The following is a 16,501-nucleotide window of genomic DNA, read 5'->3' as shown; positions in this document are numbered from 1 at the left end:
AAAATCCTGCTTTAGGTATCTCTAAACAACCAATATTGCCGATATTTTCGTCGGTATCTGAATTTTTTTGCGACATTACATTGATGTGCATCAACGCATGTTTACAACTAAATAGTGAACCCGTTAAAATTTGGTGCGCATCCTTCAACCCTACATAAGGCACCCAATGAACAACGATAAACGCCCACTATATATTCCATATGCGGGTCCGGCTCTTTTAGCAACCCCTCTTTTGAACAAAGGCAGTGCATTCTCTGCTGAAGAACGTAGTTCATTCAACTTAGAAGGTCTGCTTCCAGAGTCGACCGAAACTATCCAAGAGCAGGTGGAACGTGCCTACCAGCAATACAAAAGTTTCGAAAGCGATATGGATAAGCACATTTATCTGCGTAATATCCAAGACACCAACGAAACATTGTATTACCGCCTAGTGCAAAATCACATTTCTGAGATGATGCCTATCATCTACACACCGACTGTTGGCGCAGCATGTGAAAACTTCTCTAACATTTACCGTCGTGGTCGTGGTCTGTTCATTTCATACCCAAACCGTGACCGTATTGACGACTTGCTGAACAACGCAGCAAACCACAACGTTAAAGTGATTGTTGTGACAGATGGCGAACGTATCCTTGGCTTGGGTGACCAAGGTATCGGCGGCATGGGTATTCCTATCGGTAAACTGTCACTATATACCGCGTGTGGTGGTATCAGCCCTGCTTACACGCTACCAATCGTGCTTGATGTGGGTACCAATAACCCGCAACGCTTAGCTGATCCGATGTACATGGGTTGGCGTCATCCTCGTATTACGGGTGCAGAATACGATGCATTTGTAGAAGAGTTTATCCAAGCGGTACAGCGCCGTTGGCCTGATGCTTTGATCCAGTTCGAAGACTTTGCTCAGAAAAATGCGATGCCTCTTCTTGAGCGTTACAAAGACCGCGTGTGTTGCTTCAATGATGATATTCAGGGTACTGCTGCTGTTACTGTTGGCTCTCTACTTGCAGCTTGTAAAGCAGCAGGAACTCAGCTTTCTAAACAACGTATTACCTTCCTAGGCGCAGGGTCTGCTGGTTGTGGTATCGCAGAAGCGATCATCGCACAAATGGTATCGGAAGGAATTTCTGACGAGCAAGCTCGCTCACAAGTTTACATGGTTGATCGTTGGGGTCTGTTACAAGAAGGCATGCCTAACCTTCTTGATTTCCAACAACGCTTGGTGCAAAAGCATACCAATACGAAAGAGTGGGAAAATGAAGGAAATGGCTTCTCACTACTCGATGTTATGCGTAACGCCAAGCCAACGGTATTAATTGGTGTTTCTGGTGCGCCTGGCCTATTTAGCCAAGAAGTCATCGAAGAAATGCATAAACACTGTAAGCGTCCGATTGTCTTCCCACTGTCGAACCCAACAAGCCGCGTGGAAGCGACACCGAACGACATCATTCGTTGGACAAATGGTGAAGCACTGGTTGCAACAGGTAGCCCATTTGAGCCAGTGGTTCATGAAGGTCGCACTTACCCTATTGCACAATGTAACAACAGCTACATCTTCCCAGGCATTGGCCTTGGTGTACTTGCTGTCAATGCAAAACGTGTCACTGACGAGATGCTAATGGAATCAAGCCGCGCGCTCGCAACATGTTCTCCTCTAGCAATCAACGGTCGTGGGGCACTACTTCCACCACTGGAAGAGATCCACTTAGTATCGAAAAAAATCGCATTTGCCGTTGGTAAAAAGGCAATTGAACAAGGTGTCGCATTAGAAATTACTGATGAAGCATTGAACGTGGCGATTGAACAGTCGTTCTGGCAACCTGTTTACCGCCGCTACAAACGCACTGCGTTCTAAGCTTGAGACAATTCGTTTAATAATTAGCCCCTACCATGTAGGGGCTTTTATTTTTTTATCATCCTAACCAGATTTTGGCATAAATGGGCTTCTCTCTTTTTGTTTCTATCAGATATGATGAGAACTACATTTTTAGTTAAGGATATAAAACGTTTTGTTGTTTTCTCGCATAAGATCAAAGTGGAAGCTGAAATTTTCCTGGAAGCGATTTGCTTTGATTTTGTCGATCTCTGCACTTAGTCTGCTTGTTTCTGTTATTGCCATCGACCGATGGGTGGTTTTACAAGCCAAAGAGAGCATTTTCACTGAATACGAGCAAATCCCTCAACATGAGGTTGCCGTAGTTCTTGGTACCAGTAAATACATCGGAAAGATCCTCAACACTTACTACACTCATCGCATTAATGCGGCGATTGAGCTTTACAACCAAGGCAAAGTAAAACAGTTTTTATTGAGTGGTGATAACGCCCACCGTTCATACAACGAACCGTGGACAATGAAACGCGACTTACTTAAAGCAGGCGTGCCTGAAGAAGTGATTCACCTTGATTATGCTGGCTTTCGTACCTTAGATTCGATTGTACGAGCGAAAAAAATTTTTGCTTCGGAGCGATTTCTGATTGTGACTCAGCGCTTTCACTGTGAACGCGCACTGTTCATCGCTGATGCTTACAGCATTGATGCGCAGTGTCTCGCGGTAGCAGGGCCGACGGCCAACAAGCAAAAAACATCGATGCGTGTTCGAGAACTGCTAGCCCGTGTGAAAGCGTTTTTAGACCTGTACATTATCAATACGCAGCCTAAGTTTCTTGGCCCTCAAGAACCTATCGTCGCAGTAAAAGAGCCAAATAAAGCAGCTAACGAGCCTCTTCAAGTCCCCGTCGAATAGAGGAATAACGTTGCTCACAAGCCTAGTAACATTTCTATAAAACAAATGGGTAGTTTTCTACCCATTTCCAATTCTCAACATCACACTTTCTAATTTGCTCTACGATTCAGGCAAAACTCTTTTTCGCATTCAAAGTAACATTTCATCAATAAATAACTACAAGTCAGTTACTTTGCCATAAAAAAACCGACAAAAGGCAATGCAAAAGGAGCACTACCCATGACCGCACTCGCTGTGACATTGAAGAATTGGTTCTTCACTCGCAACAGCATGATTTTGAACGCGAATATCCTATTGTTCATTATCTTGTTTAATACCTTACCCTTTGAACCACAAGTAGTAACCGGCCTGAGCATCTTAGTTTTTGTTGCTATTTTGTGGCTAACCGAAGCGATTCACGTCAGCATTACTGCGCTGCTCATACCACTACTTGCGGTATTTTTGGGTGTGTTCAACACTCAAGCCGCACTGAATAACTTTTCCAACTCCATCATTTTTCTATTTTTGGGTGGTTTTGCACTAGCTGCGGCTCTGCATAAACAAAAGTTAGATCAAGCTATTGCAGATAAAGTACTATTGCTGGCAAGAGGAAAAATGTCTGTCGCTGTATTCATGCTATTTGGTGTGAGTGCTGGCCTGTCAATGTGGATTTCAAACACCGCCACCGCCGCGATGATGTTACCGCTTGTGCTGGGTGTGATGACAAAGCTAGACGCCAAGAAAAACCACAACACCTTTTTGTTTGTTCTACTCGGTATCGCTTACAGTGCTTCAATTGGTGGTATTGCAACACTGGTTGGTAGCCCACCAAACGCAATTGCAGCAGCTGAAGTTGGCCTTAGCTTCACTGAATGGATGAAGTTTGGTGTACCTATTTCCCTAGTATTAATGCCAATCGCTATCCTCGTATTGTACACGATGACTAAGCCTGACCTTAGCCACAAGTTTGACCTTGACCATCAACCAGTCGAATGGACAAACGGCAAAATGATTACGTTGGCGATTTTCTTACTGACCGTAACTTTGTGGATATTCAGTAAGCCTATTAACGCTATGCTGGGTGGCTTCGCGAAGTTCGATACTCTTGTAGCCATTGGCGCCATCCTTCTACTTGGTGCTTCTCGCGCCGTCGAGTGGAAAGATATTGAGAAAACAACCGACTGGGGTGTGTTAATCCTATTTGGTGGTGGTATCTGTCTGAGTAACGTCCTAAAAGCAACCGGAACAAGCGTATTTTTGGCTCATAGCTTGTCAGGCTTCCTTGAGCAAGCCGGTATTCTCTTAACGATTCTTGCAGTGGTTGCTTTTGTTGTCTTCTTGACTGAGTTTGCGAGTAACACCGCCAGTGCTGCGCTACTTGTCCCTGTATTTGCGACCATTGCAGAAGCCTTAGGCATGTCTCCGGTTATTCTTTCTGCACTGATTGCCGTCGCTGCATCTTGTGCATTTATGTTACCAGTTGCAACACCTCCAAACGCGATTGTGTTCGGTACGGGTCATATCAAGCAAAAAGAAATGATGCGAATTGGTTTCGTATTAAACATTGCGTGTATTGCTGCACTAACGCTTTTCGCTTGGTTGTTCTGGTAAAAATAGCAAGTTCGATTAGCACTACACTGCTGCTCACGGTAATCGTATCGATAACCCAAACTTCCCCCCCTAAGTGGTGTTCAGCAGTTTCCCTCTTGGTGGCCAGTTGGCCACCTTTTTTCTTTCCTTTCAGTGAACGGCTATCAGGCTTGCTTCTTTTCTCAAGCAAGTAAACCATAATGAGCTTCCACTCGGTTGCGGCCATTGCGCTTCGCCTGATACAACACTTCGTCAGCTCTCGCCATGGTTTCTGAGACGCGTTCATTCTGCATTTGGGCAACGCCAATACTGCAAGTTAATGAATCACCGTGCACCCACAAATGATCCTCCACATTTTTGCGAATCATTTCTGCCTTCTCTAACGCTTGTTCAATATTGGTATCAGGGCAAAATACGACAAACTCTTCGCCGCCCCAACGAACGAGTCGATCGTCTGAGTAAATAGAAGTCGCTACCACCATGACAAATTCGCGCAATATGTCATCCCCCATTTGGTGCCCAAATTTGTCGTTCACCTTTTTAAACTTATCCAAGTCCAAATAGAGAATACTGAAGGTGTTATGCCCCCAGCGAACCTGACGAGATTGTTGTTCCAGCCAGTGTTGCACAGCATATCGGTTCATCGCGCCCGTCAAAGCATCTCGATGCGCTAACTCTGCAAACTCATAGTTTTGAGCTCGCAAAGTATCATTCACCTTTTCCAAATGACGGTGACGCTTTTGCGCTTTTTCATAAGCCACTCTATTTTTTCGTAACTCATGCAGTGAAAAAGCCAGTCCAAGCGCCATCCAAGAGAGTAATAATGCATACAACAATGTTTCTTGCGCAAGGTAAGCGCCTTCAAACTCAATTTTATCAATCACAATTCTATGTTTACCAAGTGCCGCACCAGACCCAGTTGCAATATCAATACGTGTGATGTTTGAAAATTCAGGTGCAGAGTGTTCAATCGCGACTCCGTTATCTGCTAACCACCAGGTCATCACCTGAAGATTTTTAATCGGAATTTCGACAATATCGATCGAACCCGACGGAGAAAACTGCATGCCATTATATTTAATGGTGTACTCGTCGTCCGGCTTGGAATACTCAGAATTATAATTGCGAAGATACAAACGTAGGTCGTGGCTAGTGTTAGCCCCTATTCCTGCCTCTTCATATCGCACCTTCAATCGAATCGTATGGTAGTTGGAAAGGTCAATACCCTGTGTTGGCGTTGCTGAATCGGTATAAACCGAGATTCCGCAGTAAGGCCAAGCATACGAGCTCTGCTTTAGTTCACAGCTAAGAACTAGGCTTTGCCGATCGTATGTGATATCAGCCTCACTCACACCTCCTTCACTGGCATCTTTAGTTGCATAGATATTGAAATGCTCAGGTGTAATGGTCAGCTTTCGCGTATCGCCAAGCACACTATAAAGGGCAACCAAACTGATAGTGCAAATAGAAAGAGCAAAGATAAAGTTATGGATCCACTTCATGGGCAAGTGACCTGCTGAGATTATATGCAATACGTGAGGTTCAATAATTTCAAAAAATGAAATCAAGGTGATTTATCAAGAAATAAAATCACTTTCTCATTCAATTCTTAGTTTCGACACATAGTAACGGATTTTGAACCGTTATCACGTTTTAAAATTTCTAAAAAGTGCAGCTCAACTTCTATTTGCGAAGCATTTCACAGCCATAATTTTTAGAAAATAAAACACGATGCATAATAATTTAGTGCAAGACATTTACTTTAAAGCTCCTGTCAACCCTGCATCTCTTCTCCACTTCAGTATATACTGTGCAAAAACACAATAATGAGTAATGTCATGTCATTAATTGCAACTGGCACGCTAAACAAAATGCGTGCTTCTCTGGACGGTGCCGTCAACTACCGTCTTCCTGTCGGTGAGGAAGAAATCGACTTAACTCCGTTTCTGGGTAAAACGCTCACACTGACTCACACTGGCAATATTTTTTGTTGCTCATGTGGAAAGAAAACGAAAAAGAGTTATTCGCAAGGCCACTGTTTTGTATGCATGAAAAAGCTAGCAAGCTGCGACATGTGTATCATGAAGCCAGAGACCTGCCACTACGATCAAGGGACTTGTCGCGAACCACAATGGGGTGAAGAGAATTGCATGGTGGATCACTTTGTCTACCTGTCCAACACATCCAGCTTAAAAGTTGGTATTACTCGTCATACTCAAATCCCGACTCGTTGGATTGACCAAGGCGCGACTCAGGGCTTGCCAATTTTTAAAGTAAAAACTCGCCATATCTCCGGTTTAATTGAAGTTGAACTGGCGAAACATATCGCAGACAAGACCAATTGGCGCACACTGCTAAAAGGTGACGGTGAACCTATGGCATTGCAGGACCGTTTTGCTGAGCTATTGCCTTTAGTCGAAGAGAAAATTGCCGAGATAAAACAGCAATTCGGCGAAGATGCCATTGAAGTATTAAACGAAAGCATTACCGACCTTAGCTACCCGGTACAACAGCACCCAACGAAGATCACTTCGCATAACTTCGATAAAAACCCGGTTGTTACTGGCACTTTGCAAGGCATCAAAGGTCAATACCTCATCTTTGATACCGGCGTTATTAATGTAAGAAAATTCACTTCCTATGAAGTTGAAGTTAGTGAGTAATCGCTTGCAGAACGCGTTGATTCAAATAAAAATGAAAAAAGCTCGAGTTTGACTCGAGCTTTTGTTTTTCTATTAGGAAGAAATCGTTAGTTATGCGTCAAGGATGCTTTCTAGCACATCGAATAACATATCGACTTCTTCTATTGTGTTGTAATGCATACAACCAATTCGCACTACACCACCCGATTCTTCTAAACCAAGTTGACGAACTAAGCCCAACGCATAAAAGTGACCATTCCATACACAAATGTTATGTTCACCCAGTGTTTTCGCGATGAACTCTGGAGAATATCGGTCAAACGTTAGCGCAAAAGTTGGCGTGCGGAGTTGGCTATCTTCCTTTGCGATACCGAATAGATTGACACCATCTAATGCATTCAAACGCTGCAAGAAACGCTCACTCAAGCGCTGCTCATGTTGTTCATACAGTTGGTAGCTTTGCTCCAATCGTTGGCGAAGAGGTAAACCGACTTCACCAAATTGAGCCAGATACTCAACCGCAGAAACGACACCAGCAAGACCTTCAAAACTTTGCGTTCCTGTTTCAAATCGACCTGGGCCTATATTAGTGGCAGGCTCGACTTTGTAAGGGCGAATACTGTGGAGCCACTGATCGGCTATGTAAGCAATACCAACGTGCGGTCCGAAAAACTTGTAAGCTGAGCAAGCTAAAAAGTCACAACCTAACGCTTGAACATCAACCAAATGATGAGGCGCATAATGGACGGCATCCACATAAACTTGTGCCCCAACATTGTGCGCCATGCTGACTACTTGCTGTACATCCACAATCGAGCCCGTCGTGTTCGATGCATAAGTCACAGCGACAAGGCGCGTTTTATCAGAAAGAAGGCGGCTTAAATGCTCCATATCCAGCGTACAATCTTCTTCGTTGATACGAACTTGATGAACCGTAACGCCTTTATCTTCTGCCGCTTGCTGCCAGCTGGATACATTTGAATAGTGATCCAAAGCGGAAACAATGATCTCATCTCCTGCTTGCCAATCTCGACTAATCGCGCGACTAAGCTGAAAGGTTAGCGAGGTCATATTGGCACCGAAGACAATATTACCAGATGAAGGTGCATTAAGTAGAGCCTGAGCCGACTCACGCGCATTTTGCATTACGTCAACGGTCACTTGGCTAGAAAAATAATGCCCGCCTAAGTTAGCGTTGAAACGACCTAAATACCCTACCATGCTGTCTAGTACTGATTGAGGCACTTGTGAGCCACCTGGACCATCAAAAAACGTCACGGGCTTGTCGTTGTGGTATTGAGCCAACGCCGGAAATTGCTCTCTGATCTGATTAAGATTGAAGTTCATTACGCTTATCCGTAGCCGTGAGTACAAATACATCCATATGGCCCGCTTCGTCATCAATAACAGAACGGATTGGGCACGCGTTATGCCACAGCTTGCTATCAGCCAAGATTGCGACCTCTCCGGTTTCTAGCACTTTACGGAAAAATGGGGCTTGGTTATGGCTGCTGTACAGCATGATGTCGCCACCGATGATGTTATGGCGTCCCACACCAACCATTGCAATATGATCAAAACCGTCTTGGTGCACACCTTCAGGTGCTACTTGGGTTTCTTCTTCCAGTGCCCTGATACGGATTTGGTGAATTTCTATTTCTTGACCGTTTGGCAGATGATTCGCATTGACAAACAATTCACACATTTCTCGAAATCCATCGCTGGTAAGAATATCCTTCTCAATTGGCTCGAATTGTCTTACTACATCACCTTGAAATCGGTTGATATCAGAGGATTGAACAAAGCTATTTTTATTTAAGTCGATGACTTTGCCGTTATCAAAGCCAACCACAGAATAACGTCGTAGTCGATACTGACCATCTGCATGTTCGGTACGAGGCAGTTCTTCAAACGATGGGGAAAGCTGCTCAATTGCTGCCATGCTGAGCTGTGTTAAATGTAGAGTATTCTCACGTGAATGTAACATCATTTGCTCCTTTAATGAGGCACATTAATTAACATTTAATTTACACACTAGGTTACGCAAATATTCTGCAATTACCAGCTTTTAACGTTGATAGCTTCAACAAAACGACGAAAACAACATAACAAACCAAACCAAACCACAAAAACAGAGCCATGTTTCAGTTTTACGCTTTGACAATATTTGAAACTAGACTTCTCTACTACGAATAGAATTTTATGCTAGAAGTCAACGTTCTCAATCAATATTTAGTGGGTTCTAATCTATAACCAATTATTCGATCACAATCGTTGTTTATGCTTTTAAAGCACTAAGAATTTCCATACAATCGAGGGAAATGTTACGCCCTTTTTGGAGCCATAATGAGCGACGTAAAACACTGTAAATTATTAATTCTTGGTTCTGGTCCTGCAGGATACACAGCTGCCGTCTACGCAGCGCGTGCAAACTTAAACCCTGTGCTTGTGACGGGAATGCAACAAGGTGGTCAGCTAACCACCACAACTGAAGTTGAAAACTGGCCAGGCGATGCTGAGGGACTGACAGGACCAGCATTGATGGATCGCATGAAAGAACACGCCGAGCGTTTTGAAACTGAAATCGTATTTGATCACATCAATGAAGTAGATCTATCACAACGCCCATTTCGTTTAAAAGGCGACTCAGGTGAGTACACTTGTGATGCCTTAATCATATCTACCGGCGCATCAGCAAAATACCTTGGCCTTGAGTCTGAAGAAGCATTTAAAGGTCGCGGCGTTTCTGCTTGTGCAACCTGTGACGGTTTCTTCTACCGTAATCAGAAAGTTGCAGTTGTGGGCGGTGGTAACACGGCTGTTGAAGAAGCGCTATACCTATCTAACATTGCGTCAGAAGTTCACCTGATCCACCGCCGCGATTCATTCCGCGCAGAGAAGATCCTTGTGAAACGTCTGATGGATAAAGTTGAAAGCGGTAATATCGTTCTTCATACCGATCGCACTCTCGATGAAGTACTGGGTGACGATATGGGCGTAACGGGCGTCCGCATTAAAGACGTGAACAGCGGTGCGACAGAAGATATCGATGTAATGGGTGCATTCATCGCAATTGGCCACCAGCCAAACACACAAATCTTTGAAGGCCAAGTAGACATGAAAGATGGCTACATCATCGTTCAATCAGGTCTTGAAGGCAACGCAACACAAACTAGTATCGAAGGTGTATTTGCAGCTGGCGACGTAATGGACCACAACTACCGTCAAGCGATCACCTCTGCAGGTACAGGTTGTATGGCTGCATTAGATGCTGAACGTTTCTTAGACTCACTTGGTGACAAATAACTTTTCACATTTGTGTCATATCCTTAAAGCCCAGCGGTATTCCCGCTGGGTTTTCTTTTGTATACTACCGCCTCATTAAAACAATTATCATTAAGCCTTCACGATGGATAAGAAAAAGCAAAGCAGCTTGAATAAGTGGCTGAAGCAACAAAGTAAGTTAGCCAAGCGCTGGCTTATGATTGCGATAGGCCTAGGCGTACTTTCAAGCGTGTTTTTATTGGCTCAAGCAGCCCTGCTCGCCTCCATTCTGCACCAGTTAATCATTGACCAAGTCGACAAAGCCGACCTCATTTGGCATTTTGTTGGGCTCGGTGGCACGGTTATCGGTCGAGCTGCTTGTACCTGGGGTCGAGAGCTTGCCGGTTACCGTTGCGGGGAGCAAATTCGAGTTTATATTCGCCAACTCATTTTAGATAAAGTTCATAAACTTGGGCCAGCTTACATCAAAGGCAAACCTGCTGGCAGTTGGGCAACGCTCATCTTAGAGCAGGTAGAAGATATGCAAGATTTCTTCTCACGCTACTTGCCTCAAATGTCATTATCGGTACTAGTGCCTTTCATCATTTTGGTTGTCGTATTCCCAGTAAACTGGGCAGCAGGCTTGATCTTCCTGGTCACTGCACCACTAGTGCCTATTTTCATGGCACTGGTTGGGATGAAAGCCGCAGAAGCAAACCGTAAAAACTTTAAAGCGATGCAGCGTTTGTCGGGTCACTTTTATGACCGCTTGCAAGCAATGACGACCATTCGCTTATTCGATAGAACAAAATCTGAAACTGAAACTCTTAAGGGTGCTTCAGAAGTCTTTCGTACTCGTACCATGGACGTTCTGAAAATCGCGTTTCTGTCTTCTGCGGTGTTAGAGTTTTTCACTTCTATTTCTATCGCAATTACCGCTGTCTACTTTGGCTTTAGTTATATCGGGGAGCTGGACTTCGGCTACTACGGCACGGGTGTTACGCTCTTTGCTGGTTTGTTCATTCTGATTCTTGCGCCAGAGTTTTATCAGCCATTACGTGATTTGGGCACGTTCTATCATGCGAAACAGCAAGCGGTTGGCGCAGCAGAAAGCATTGTCGAATTTCTGGATTTGGAAGTCGATCAAATCAAAGATGGTACCCAAGCGTTAGATAAAAACAGCCCTATCCATATTGAAGCGGACCAGTTAACCATTTTTAGTCCGGAAGGTAAGCAGCTCGCAGGTCCCCTATCCTTCTCTCTTGAAGCCAACAAAAGTACGGCTTTAGTTGGACCAAGTGGCGCAGGTAAAACAAGCTTGGTAAACACCATCCTCGGTTTCATGCCTTATCAAGGTAGCTTGAAGATTAATGGTTGTGAATTGTCGCAACTGGATCTAGCCACATGGCGAGAGGCAGTAAGCTGGATTGGTCAAAACCCGATGCTATTACACGGTAGCATTCGAGATAACATCACACTAGGTAAGCACAATATTCAGGATGCAGACGTACATTGTGTGTTGAATGACTCTCACGCTGCTGAATTTGTTGAAATGCATGGGTTGGATTATCCGATATCTGATCGTTCTGGTGGTTTATCTGTCGGCCAAGCGCAGCGTTTAGCACTGGCTCGCGCCATGCTACAAAATGGTCGTTTTTGGTTATTAGATGAACCAACCGCAAGCTTAGATGCTCGCAGTGAAAAACTCGTTATGGAAGGCATTAACAAGTATGCGCATGCCACAACGAATTTGATGATTACTCACCAACTTGCGCCTTTACAAAACGTATCGCAAATTCTTGTTATGCAGGACGGCCAGATTGTTCAACGTGGTGATTACGCCACACTGTCGACAGAATATGGCTTATTTAAAGACATGTTGGAAGCGAACCTCGCACAACGTGAAACAGACAAGGGGAACTTAGATGCGTGATTTACTCCCTTATCTAAAACTCTATAAGAAACACTGGTTTGGTCTTTCGCTAGGTATGCTACTGGCATTTCTGACCTTAGCGGCGTCTATTGGCTTATTAACGCTATCAGGTTGGTTTATTTCAGCCGCAGCGGTGGCAGGCTTGACGGTTGCTCGTGAGACCTTCAACTACATGTTACCAGGTGCCGGGGTACGCGGCGCTGCAATGGCTCGAACCGCAGGTCGATGGGGAGAACGTGTAGTTAGCCACAATGCAACGTTCAAGCTACTTACCGATCTACGTATCTTCTTCTTTAAGAAACTTGCACCACTGATTCCGGGTCGTGTTTCTACGATGCGTGATGCCGATCTGCTCAACCGCCTAGTAGCGGACGTAGATGCGATGGATCACGTTTACCTTCGACTTATCAGCCCTGTCGTGATTGGTGTTTTTGGCATATTGAGTTTAACGGCTGTCCTGGCGTTCTTTGATTGGCATCTCGCCCTACTGCTTGGCTCGATTCTTACCGTCATGTTGTTTGTATGGCCAGTACTGTTCTATAAACTGGGTAAAAACAATGGCGAGAATCTCACTCATCATAAAGCGCAATTGCGAGTGGCGACACTGGACTGGCTTCAAGGCTACAGCGAACTGAGTATCTTTGGAGCAGAAGAACGTTATCGTAATCTCATTCTAGAGAAGCAGAAGCAGTTGCTGTCTAACCAATTTGTGAACGCGAACTTAACGGGCATGGCTTCAGGCCTGCTTATGCTGGTGAACGGCATTACACTGGTTGTGATGCTTTGGTTTGCTGCAGACGGCGTAGGTGGTCGTGCTCCTGATCCTTGGATTGCGCTGTTTGCGTTTGCAACCATGGCGAGCTTTGAGATTCTGATGCCTATCGCAGGCGCATTCCAGTATCTCGGTCAAACGTTGACCTCTGCTCGTCGTTTAAATGAAGTAATTTTGGCTGAACCTGACGTTGTCTTCCCTGAGCAGTCGAAACATAAAGACACAACGTTAGACATTGAATTCGACAACATAGATTTTACTTATCCTGACGGTCAGCAAAAGGTGCTGAAAGACTTGTCACTCTCACTACCGTTGGGCACTAAAACTGCAATTGTAGGTCAAACAGGTTCAGGTAAATCAACACTGATTCAGCTTCTTTGCCGCTACTGGGATGTTAACCAAGGTGAAGTTCGAATCGGTGGTACAAAACTGCAAGATTGGAGCGAGTCGGACCTGCGATCAGCAATGACTGTGGTCAGTCAACGCGTAGATGTACTAAACGGGACACTACGTGACAACTTACTCATGGCCGCTCCGGATGCAAGTGATGAGCAACTGTCTACTATTTTACAAAAAGTCGAGCTTGGCGGACTTCTTGAAGAGCCGGGGTTAGACGCTTGGTTAGGCGACGGCGGTCGTCAGTTATCTGGCGGTGAGAAACGTCGAATCGGTATTGCTCGAGCATTGCTACGTGATGCCCCAATCCTACTCTTAGATGAACCGACTGAAGGCCTCGATAAGCGTACGGAACAAAAAGTGATGGCGCTTTTCAATGAACACTTTGCTAATAAGACAGTAGTATTCATTACACACCGACTGATAGAGCTAGAAAGTATGGATAGCATCTGTTTGATGGAACAAGGTGAGATCATCGAGCAAGGCGACCATCCAACGCTACTCGCTCAAAAAGGTCGTTACTACCAGCTATTACAATCTCTATAATTCGATTTTCAGTGACGAGAAGGGCTCATCAAATGATGAGCCCTTTTGTTATTCCTGTATTATTAGTTACCTAATTAAGCACGTATACAGTGCTGATTTACCGACCAGATTTTTTGAGATAAGCCGCCATTTCATCTTCCGGAACCATGCCCCCACCTGTTGCCCAAACAAGATGTGTTGCGTTTTTGAGTTTTTCTTCGTCAAATTTCATTCGAGACTGGTAAGCATGGTTATTCGAGACGTGCACTGCCCCAATCATACCGGCTAATGCAGAAGGCTCTAGATTAATACCTTCCAGTTCACTTAACTCACCCAAGTGGTGATACATACGAGCGTCATCAATGGTGTAAAAACCATCAAGTAGCCTTTCCATCGCTCTTCCGACAAATCCCGAGGCACGCCCGACTGCCAAACCATCAGCGGCGGTGATGTTATCGATACCCAAATCTTGTACCGAAATATCGTCATGCAAGCCTGTATGTACGCCCAACAGCATGCACGGTGAGTGCGTTGGCTCTGCGAAAATACAGTGGACATGCTCGCCAAATGCTACCTTCAAGCCAAATGCCACGCCACCAGGCCCGCCGCCAACACCACAAGGAAGATAAACAAACAATGGATGATGCTCATCAACCACGATTCCCAAGTCATCAAATTGCTGCTTAAGACGCTCACCCGCAACAGAGTAACCTAGAAACAGCGTCCGTGAGTTTTCATCATCGATAAAGAAACAGTTGGGATCTTTTTCTGCCTCTTTACGACCTTGCTCGACAGCAATACCATAATCTTCTTGGTGCTCTACGACATTAACACCATGTGACCGGAGCTTATTTTTCTTCCATTCCCGCGCATCCGCAGACATGTGGACTGAAACTGAAAAACCCAGCTTCGCACTCATGATGCCGATGGACATACCAAGATTGCCGGTTGAGCCAACCGCAATACTGTACTGCTTAAAAAACTGCCGAAACTCATTGCTGAACAATTTGCTGTAATCATCGCTTTCACAGAGCAAGCCGGCATCAAACGCCAACTTTTCTGCATGAGTGAGCACTTCATAAATACCACCTCTCGCTTTGATCGAACCAGAAATTGGCAAATGACTGTCTTTTTTGAGCATTAAATGGCCCAATATTGGCGTGTCGTATTGCTGCTCCAAACGCACTTTCATATTGGGAATATCCACCACTGCGGACTCAATAACGCCACGCGACGTTTCCGTTTCGGGAAACGCTTTCATCAAATAAGGCGCAAATCGTGTTAGCCGTTCACTCGCCGCTTGAATATCTTTTTCATCTAACCCGACATGAGGTAAGCCTTCCTCCAAGGAAGTGATATGGGGGTTGAACCAACAAACCTCTTCAAGATCAATAAGTGCAGCCAAGAGTGGGAACTGCTTAGTCAGCGCTTCAATATTTGCCTTGGTCATTTTACCTTCCTGGAATGATGTGAGTTGAGATAAACAAAAGCGCCGCAATAGCGACGCTTTGGAGAACAACTATCAGTTTGAGCTTACGCGTAGTTTTTCTCAAACTCTTGCATGAAGTCTACTAACGCTTGAACGCCTTCTAGCGGCATTGCGTTATAAATGGATGCTCGCATACCACCAACTGCTCGGTGACCTTTTAGCGCTTTCAGCCCTTTAGAGTCTGCTAACTCAAGGAAGGTTGCATCCAGTTCAGGCTTAGCAAGTTGAAATGGAACGTTCATCAAAGAACGGTTCGCTGAGTGCACGCCATTACGGTAGAAATCAGACTGATCGATGTAATCATACAGTAGCGCGGCTTTAGCGCGGTTCACTTGCTCAATCGCTTTTACTCCGCCCTGTGCCTTCAGCCATTTGAAAACAAGACCAGACAGGTACCATGCAAAGGTTGGTGGCGTGTTGAACATTGATTCTTTTTCTGCCAAAACAGTGTAATCCAAGATACTTGGTAGAACCTGCTTCGCCATACCTAATAAATCATCGCGCACGATAGCAATAGCAATGCCGGAAGGACCAATATTTTTCTGAGCGCCCGCGTAAATCACACCGTATTTAGACACATCGATCTCACGAGAAAGAATTGTCGAAGACATGTCAGCAACAATCGGTTTGTCGGTGATAGGAAGATCGTTAATCTCAATACCATCAATGGTCTCATTTGGACAGAAGTGAACGTAAGCCGCTTCTGGAGCAATTTTCCATTCACTTGCAGGTAGAACCGCGACTTTCCCGTTGATTTCTGTTTTTGCATCAAACACGTCTGGTTCGCAGTATTTTTTCGCTTCAGCTACCGCGCTTTCAGCCCAATAACCACCATCGATGTAAGTTGCCGTATCGGCATCACCAAGTAAGTTTAGAGGAACAGCAGCAAACTGAGCACGAGCACCACCTTGGCAGAACAGCACTTTATAGTTGTCCGGAATATTCAGAAGATCACGTAAATCCTGCTCGGCTTCTTCTGCAACTTTGATGAACTCTTTGCTTCGGTGGCTGATTTCCATGACCGAAGTGCCAAGACCTTGCCAATCGATTAGTTCCTTTTGTGCTTGCTGCATAACTGCTTTAGGCAGACCTGCTGGCCCTGCACTGAAGTTAAATACGTTGTCCGTATTTTGTTCCATGATGCTCATTGCTCCTGCTATGTAAATA

At 44.8% G+C, this 16,501-nt stretch carries 12 protein-coding genes; 7 read left to right on the top strand and 5 right to left on the bottom strand.

Going from position 1 to position 16,501, the window contains the following annotated elements; translation table 11 throughout:
• Positions 1 to 166: 166 nt before the first annotated feature.
• The 3 genes from R7P80_RS05150 to R7P80_RS05140 all read left to right on the top strand — a co-directional run bounded on the left by R7P80_RS05150 (position 167) and on the right by R7P80_RS05140 (position 4,334).
• Positions 167 to 1,855, top strand: coding sequence for an NAD-dependent malic enzyme (locus tag R7P80_RS05150; RefSeq protein WP_005377977.1), 1,689 nt, complete (start codon positions 167 to 169; stop codon positions 1,853 to 1,855).
• A gap of 154 nt (positions 1,856 to 2,009) precedes the next feature.
• Positions 2,010 to 2,744, top strand: a complete 735-nt coding sequence (locus tag R7P80_RS05145) for a vancomycin high temperature exclusion protein (protein ID WP_005388862.1) — start codon at positions 2,010 to 2,012, stop codon at positions 2,742 to 2,744.
• A 219-nt stretch (positions 2,745 to 2,963) separates the two neighbouring features.
• Positions 2,964 to 4,334 carry an SLC13 family permease gene (locus R7P80_RS05140; protein WP_017634863.1) on the top strand — a complete coding sequence of 457 codons (1,371 nt, stop codon included), beginning with the start codon at positions 2,964 to 2,966 and terminating at the stop codon, positions 4,332 to 4,334.
• A gap of 161 nt (positions 4,335 to 4,495) precedes the next feature.
• Here the strand turns inward: R7P80_RS05140 and R7P80_RS05135 are convergent, their stop codons facing one another.
• On the bottom strand, positions 4,496 to 5,815 hold the full coding sequence (locus R7P80_RS05135) for a GGDEF domain-containing protein (protein ID WP_054574049.1): 1,320 nt from the start codon (positions 5,813 to 5,815) through the stop codon (positions 4,496 to 4,498).
• Between the two features lie 336 nt (positions 5,816 to 6,151).
• Between R7P80_RS05135 and R7P80_RS05130 the strand changes: the two genes are divergently transcribed.
• Complete coding sequence (locus R7P80_RS05130; RefSeq protein WP_005377984.1) at positions 6,152 to 6,976, top strand: DUF2797 domain-containing protein; 825 nt, start codon at positions 6,152 to 6,154, stop codon at positions 6,974 to 6,976.
• Positions 6,977 to 7,066: 90 nt separating this feature from the next.
• Here the strand turns inward: R7P80_RS05130 and R7P80_RS05125 are convergent, their stop codons facing one another.
• The gene (locus R7P80_RS05125; RefSeq protein WP_085569570.1) at positions 7,067 to 8,302 is read right to left on the bottom strand and encodes a cysteine desulfurase-like protein; all 1,236 of its coding nucleotides are present in this window, start codon (positions 8,300 to 8,302) and stop codon (positions 7,067 to 7,069) included.
• Positions 8,286 to 8,942, bottom strand: coding sequence for a 2OG-Fe dioxygenase family protein (locus R7P80_RS05120; protein WP_005377989.1), 657 nt, complete (start codon positions 8,940 to 8,942; stop codon positions 8,286 to 8,288). The genes R7P80_RS05125 and R7P80_RS05120 overlap by 17 nt, the downstream gene beginning before the upstream one ends.
• A gap of 359 nt (positions 8,943 to 9,301) precedes the next feature.
• On the opposite strand from R7P80_RS05120, the gene trxB reads away from it, so the two are divergent.
• The 3 genes from trxB to cydC all read left to right on the top strand — a co-directional run bounded on the left by trxB (position 9,302) and on the right by cydC (position 13,866).
• Positions 9,302 to 10,261 carry a thioredoxin-disulfide reductase gene (gene trxB / locus R7P80_RS05115; RefSeq protein ID WP_054577922.1) on the top strand — a complete coding sequence of 320 codons (960 nt, stop codon included), beginning with the start codon at positions 9,302 to 9,304 and terminating at the stop codon, positions 10,259 to 10,261.
• Between the two features lie 103 nt (positions 10,262 to 10,364).
• Positions 10,365 to 12,152: a heme ABC transporter permease/ATP-binding protein CydD gene (cydD, locus tag R7P80_RS05110; RefSeq protein ID WP_213868396.1), complete on the top strand. Its 1,788-nt coding sequence runs from the start codon at positions 10,365 to 10,367 to the stop codon at positions 12,150 to 12,152.
• Complete coding sequence (gene cydC, locus R7P80_RS05105) at positions 12,145 to 13,866, top strand: heme ABC transporter ATP-binding protein/permease CydC (RefSeq protein WP_213868395.1); 1,722 nt, start codon at positions 12,145 to 12,147, stop codon at positions 13,864 to 13,866. Before cydD ends, cydC begins: the two co-directional genes overlap by 8 nt.
• 97 nt (positions 13,867 to 13,963) lie before the next feature.
• Here the strand turns inward: cydC and R7P80_RS05100 are convergent, their stop codons facing one another.
• Both R7P80_RS05100 and serC read right to left on the bottom strand, forming a co-directional pair.
• Positions 13,964 to 15,295 carry a D-serine ammonia-lyase gene (locus R7P80_RS05100; RefSeq protein ID WP_053349523.1) on the bottom strand — a complete coding sequence of 444 codons (1,332 nt, stop codon included), beginning with the start codon at positions 15,293 to 15,295 and terminating at the stop codon, positions 13,964 to 13,966.
• An 83-nt stretch (positions 15,296 to 15,378) separates the two neighbouring features.
• On the bottom strand, positions 15,379 to 16,473 hold the full coding sequence (gene serC / locus R7P80_RS05095) for a 3-phosphoserine/phosphohydroxythreonine transaminase (RefSeq protein ID WP_031781349.1): 1,095 nt from the start codon (positions 16,471 to 16,473) through the stop codon (positions 15,379 to 15,381).
• Positions 16,474 to 16,501: the final 28 nt, after the last annotated feature.

Origin of the sequence: Vibrio sp. 2092 (assembly GCF_033339635.1) — a bacterium.
GTDB lineage: Bacteria > Pseudomonadota > Gammaproteobacteria > Enterobacterales > Vibrionaceae > Vibrio > Vibrio alginolyticus.
Note: the sequence above shows the minus strand (reverse complement) of the source record. Positions and strands in the feature narration are given on the sequence as shown.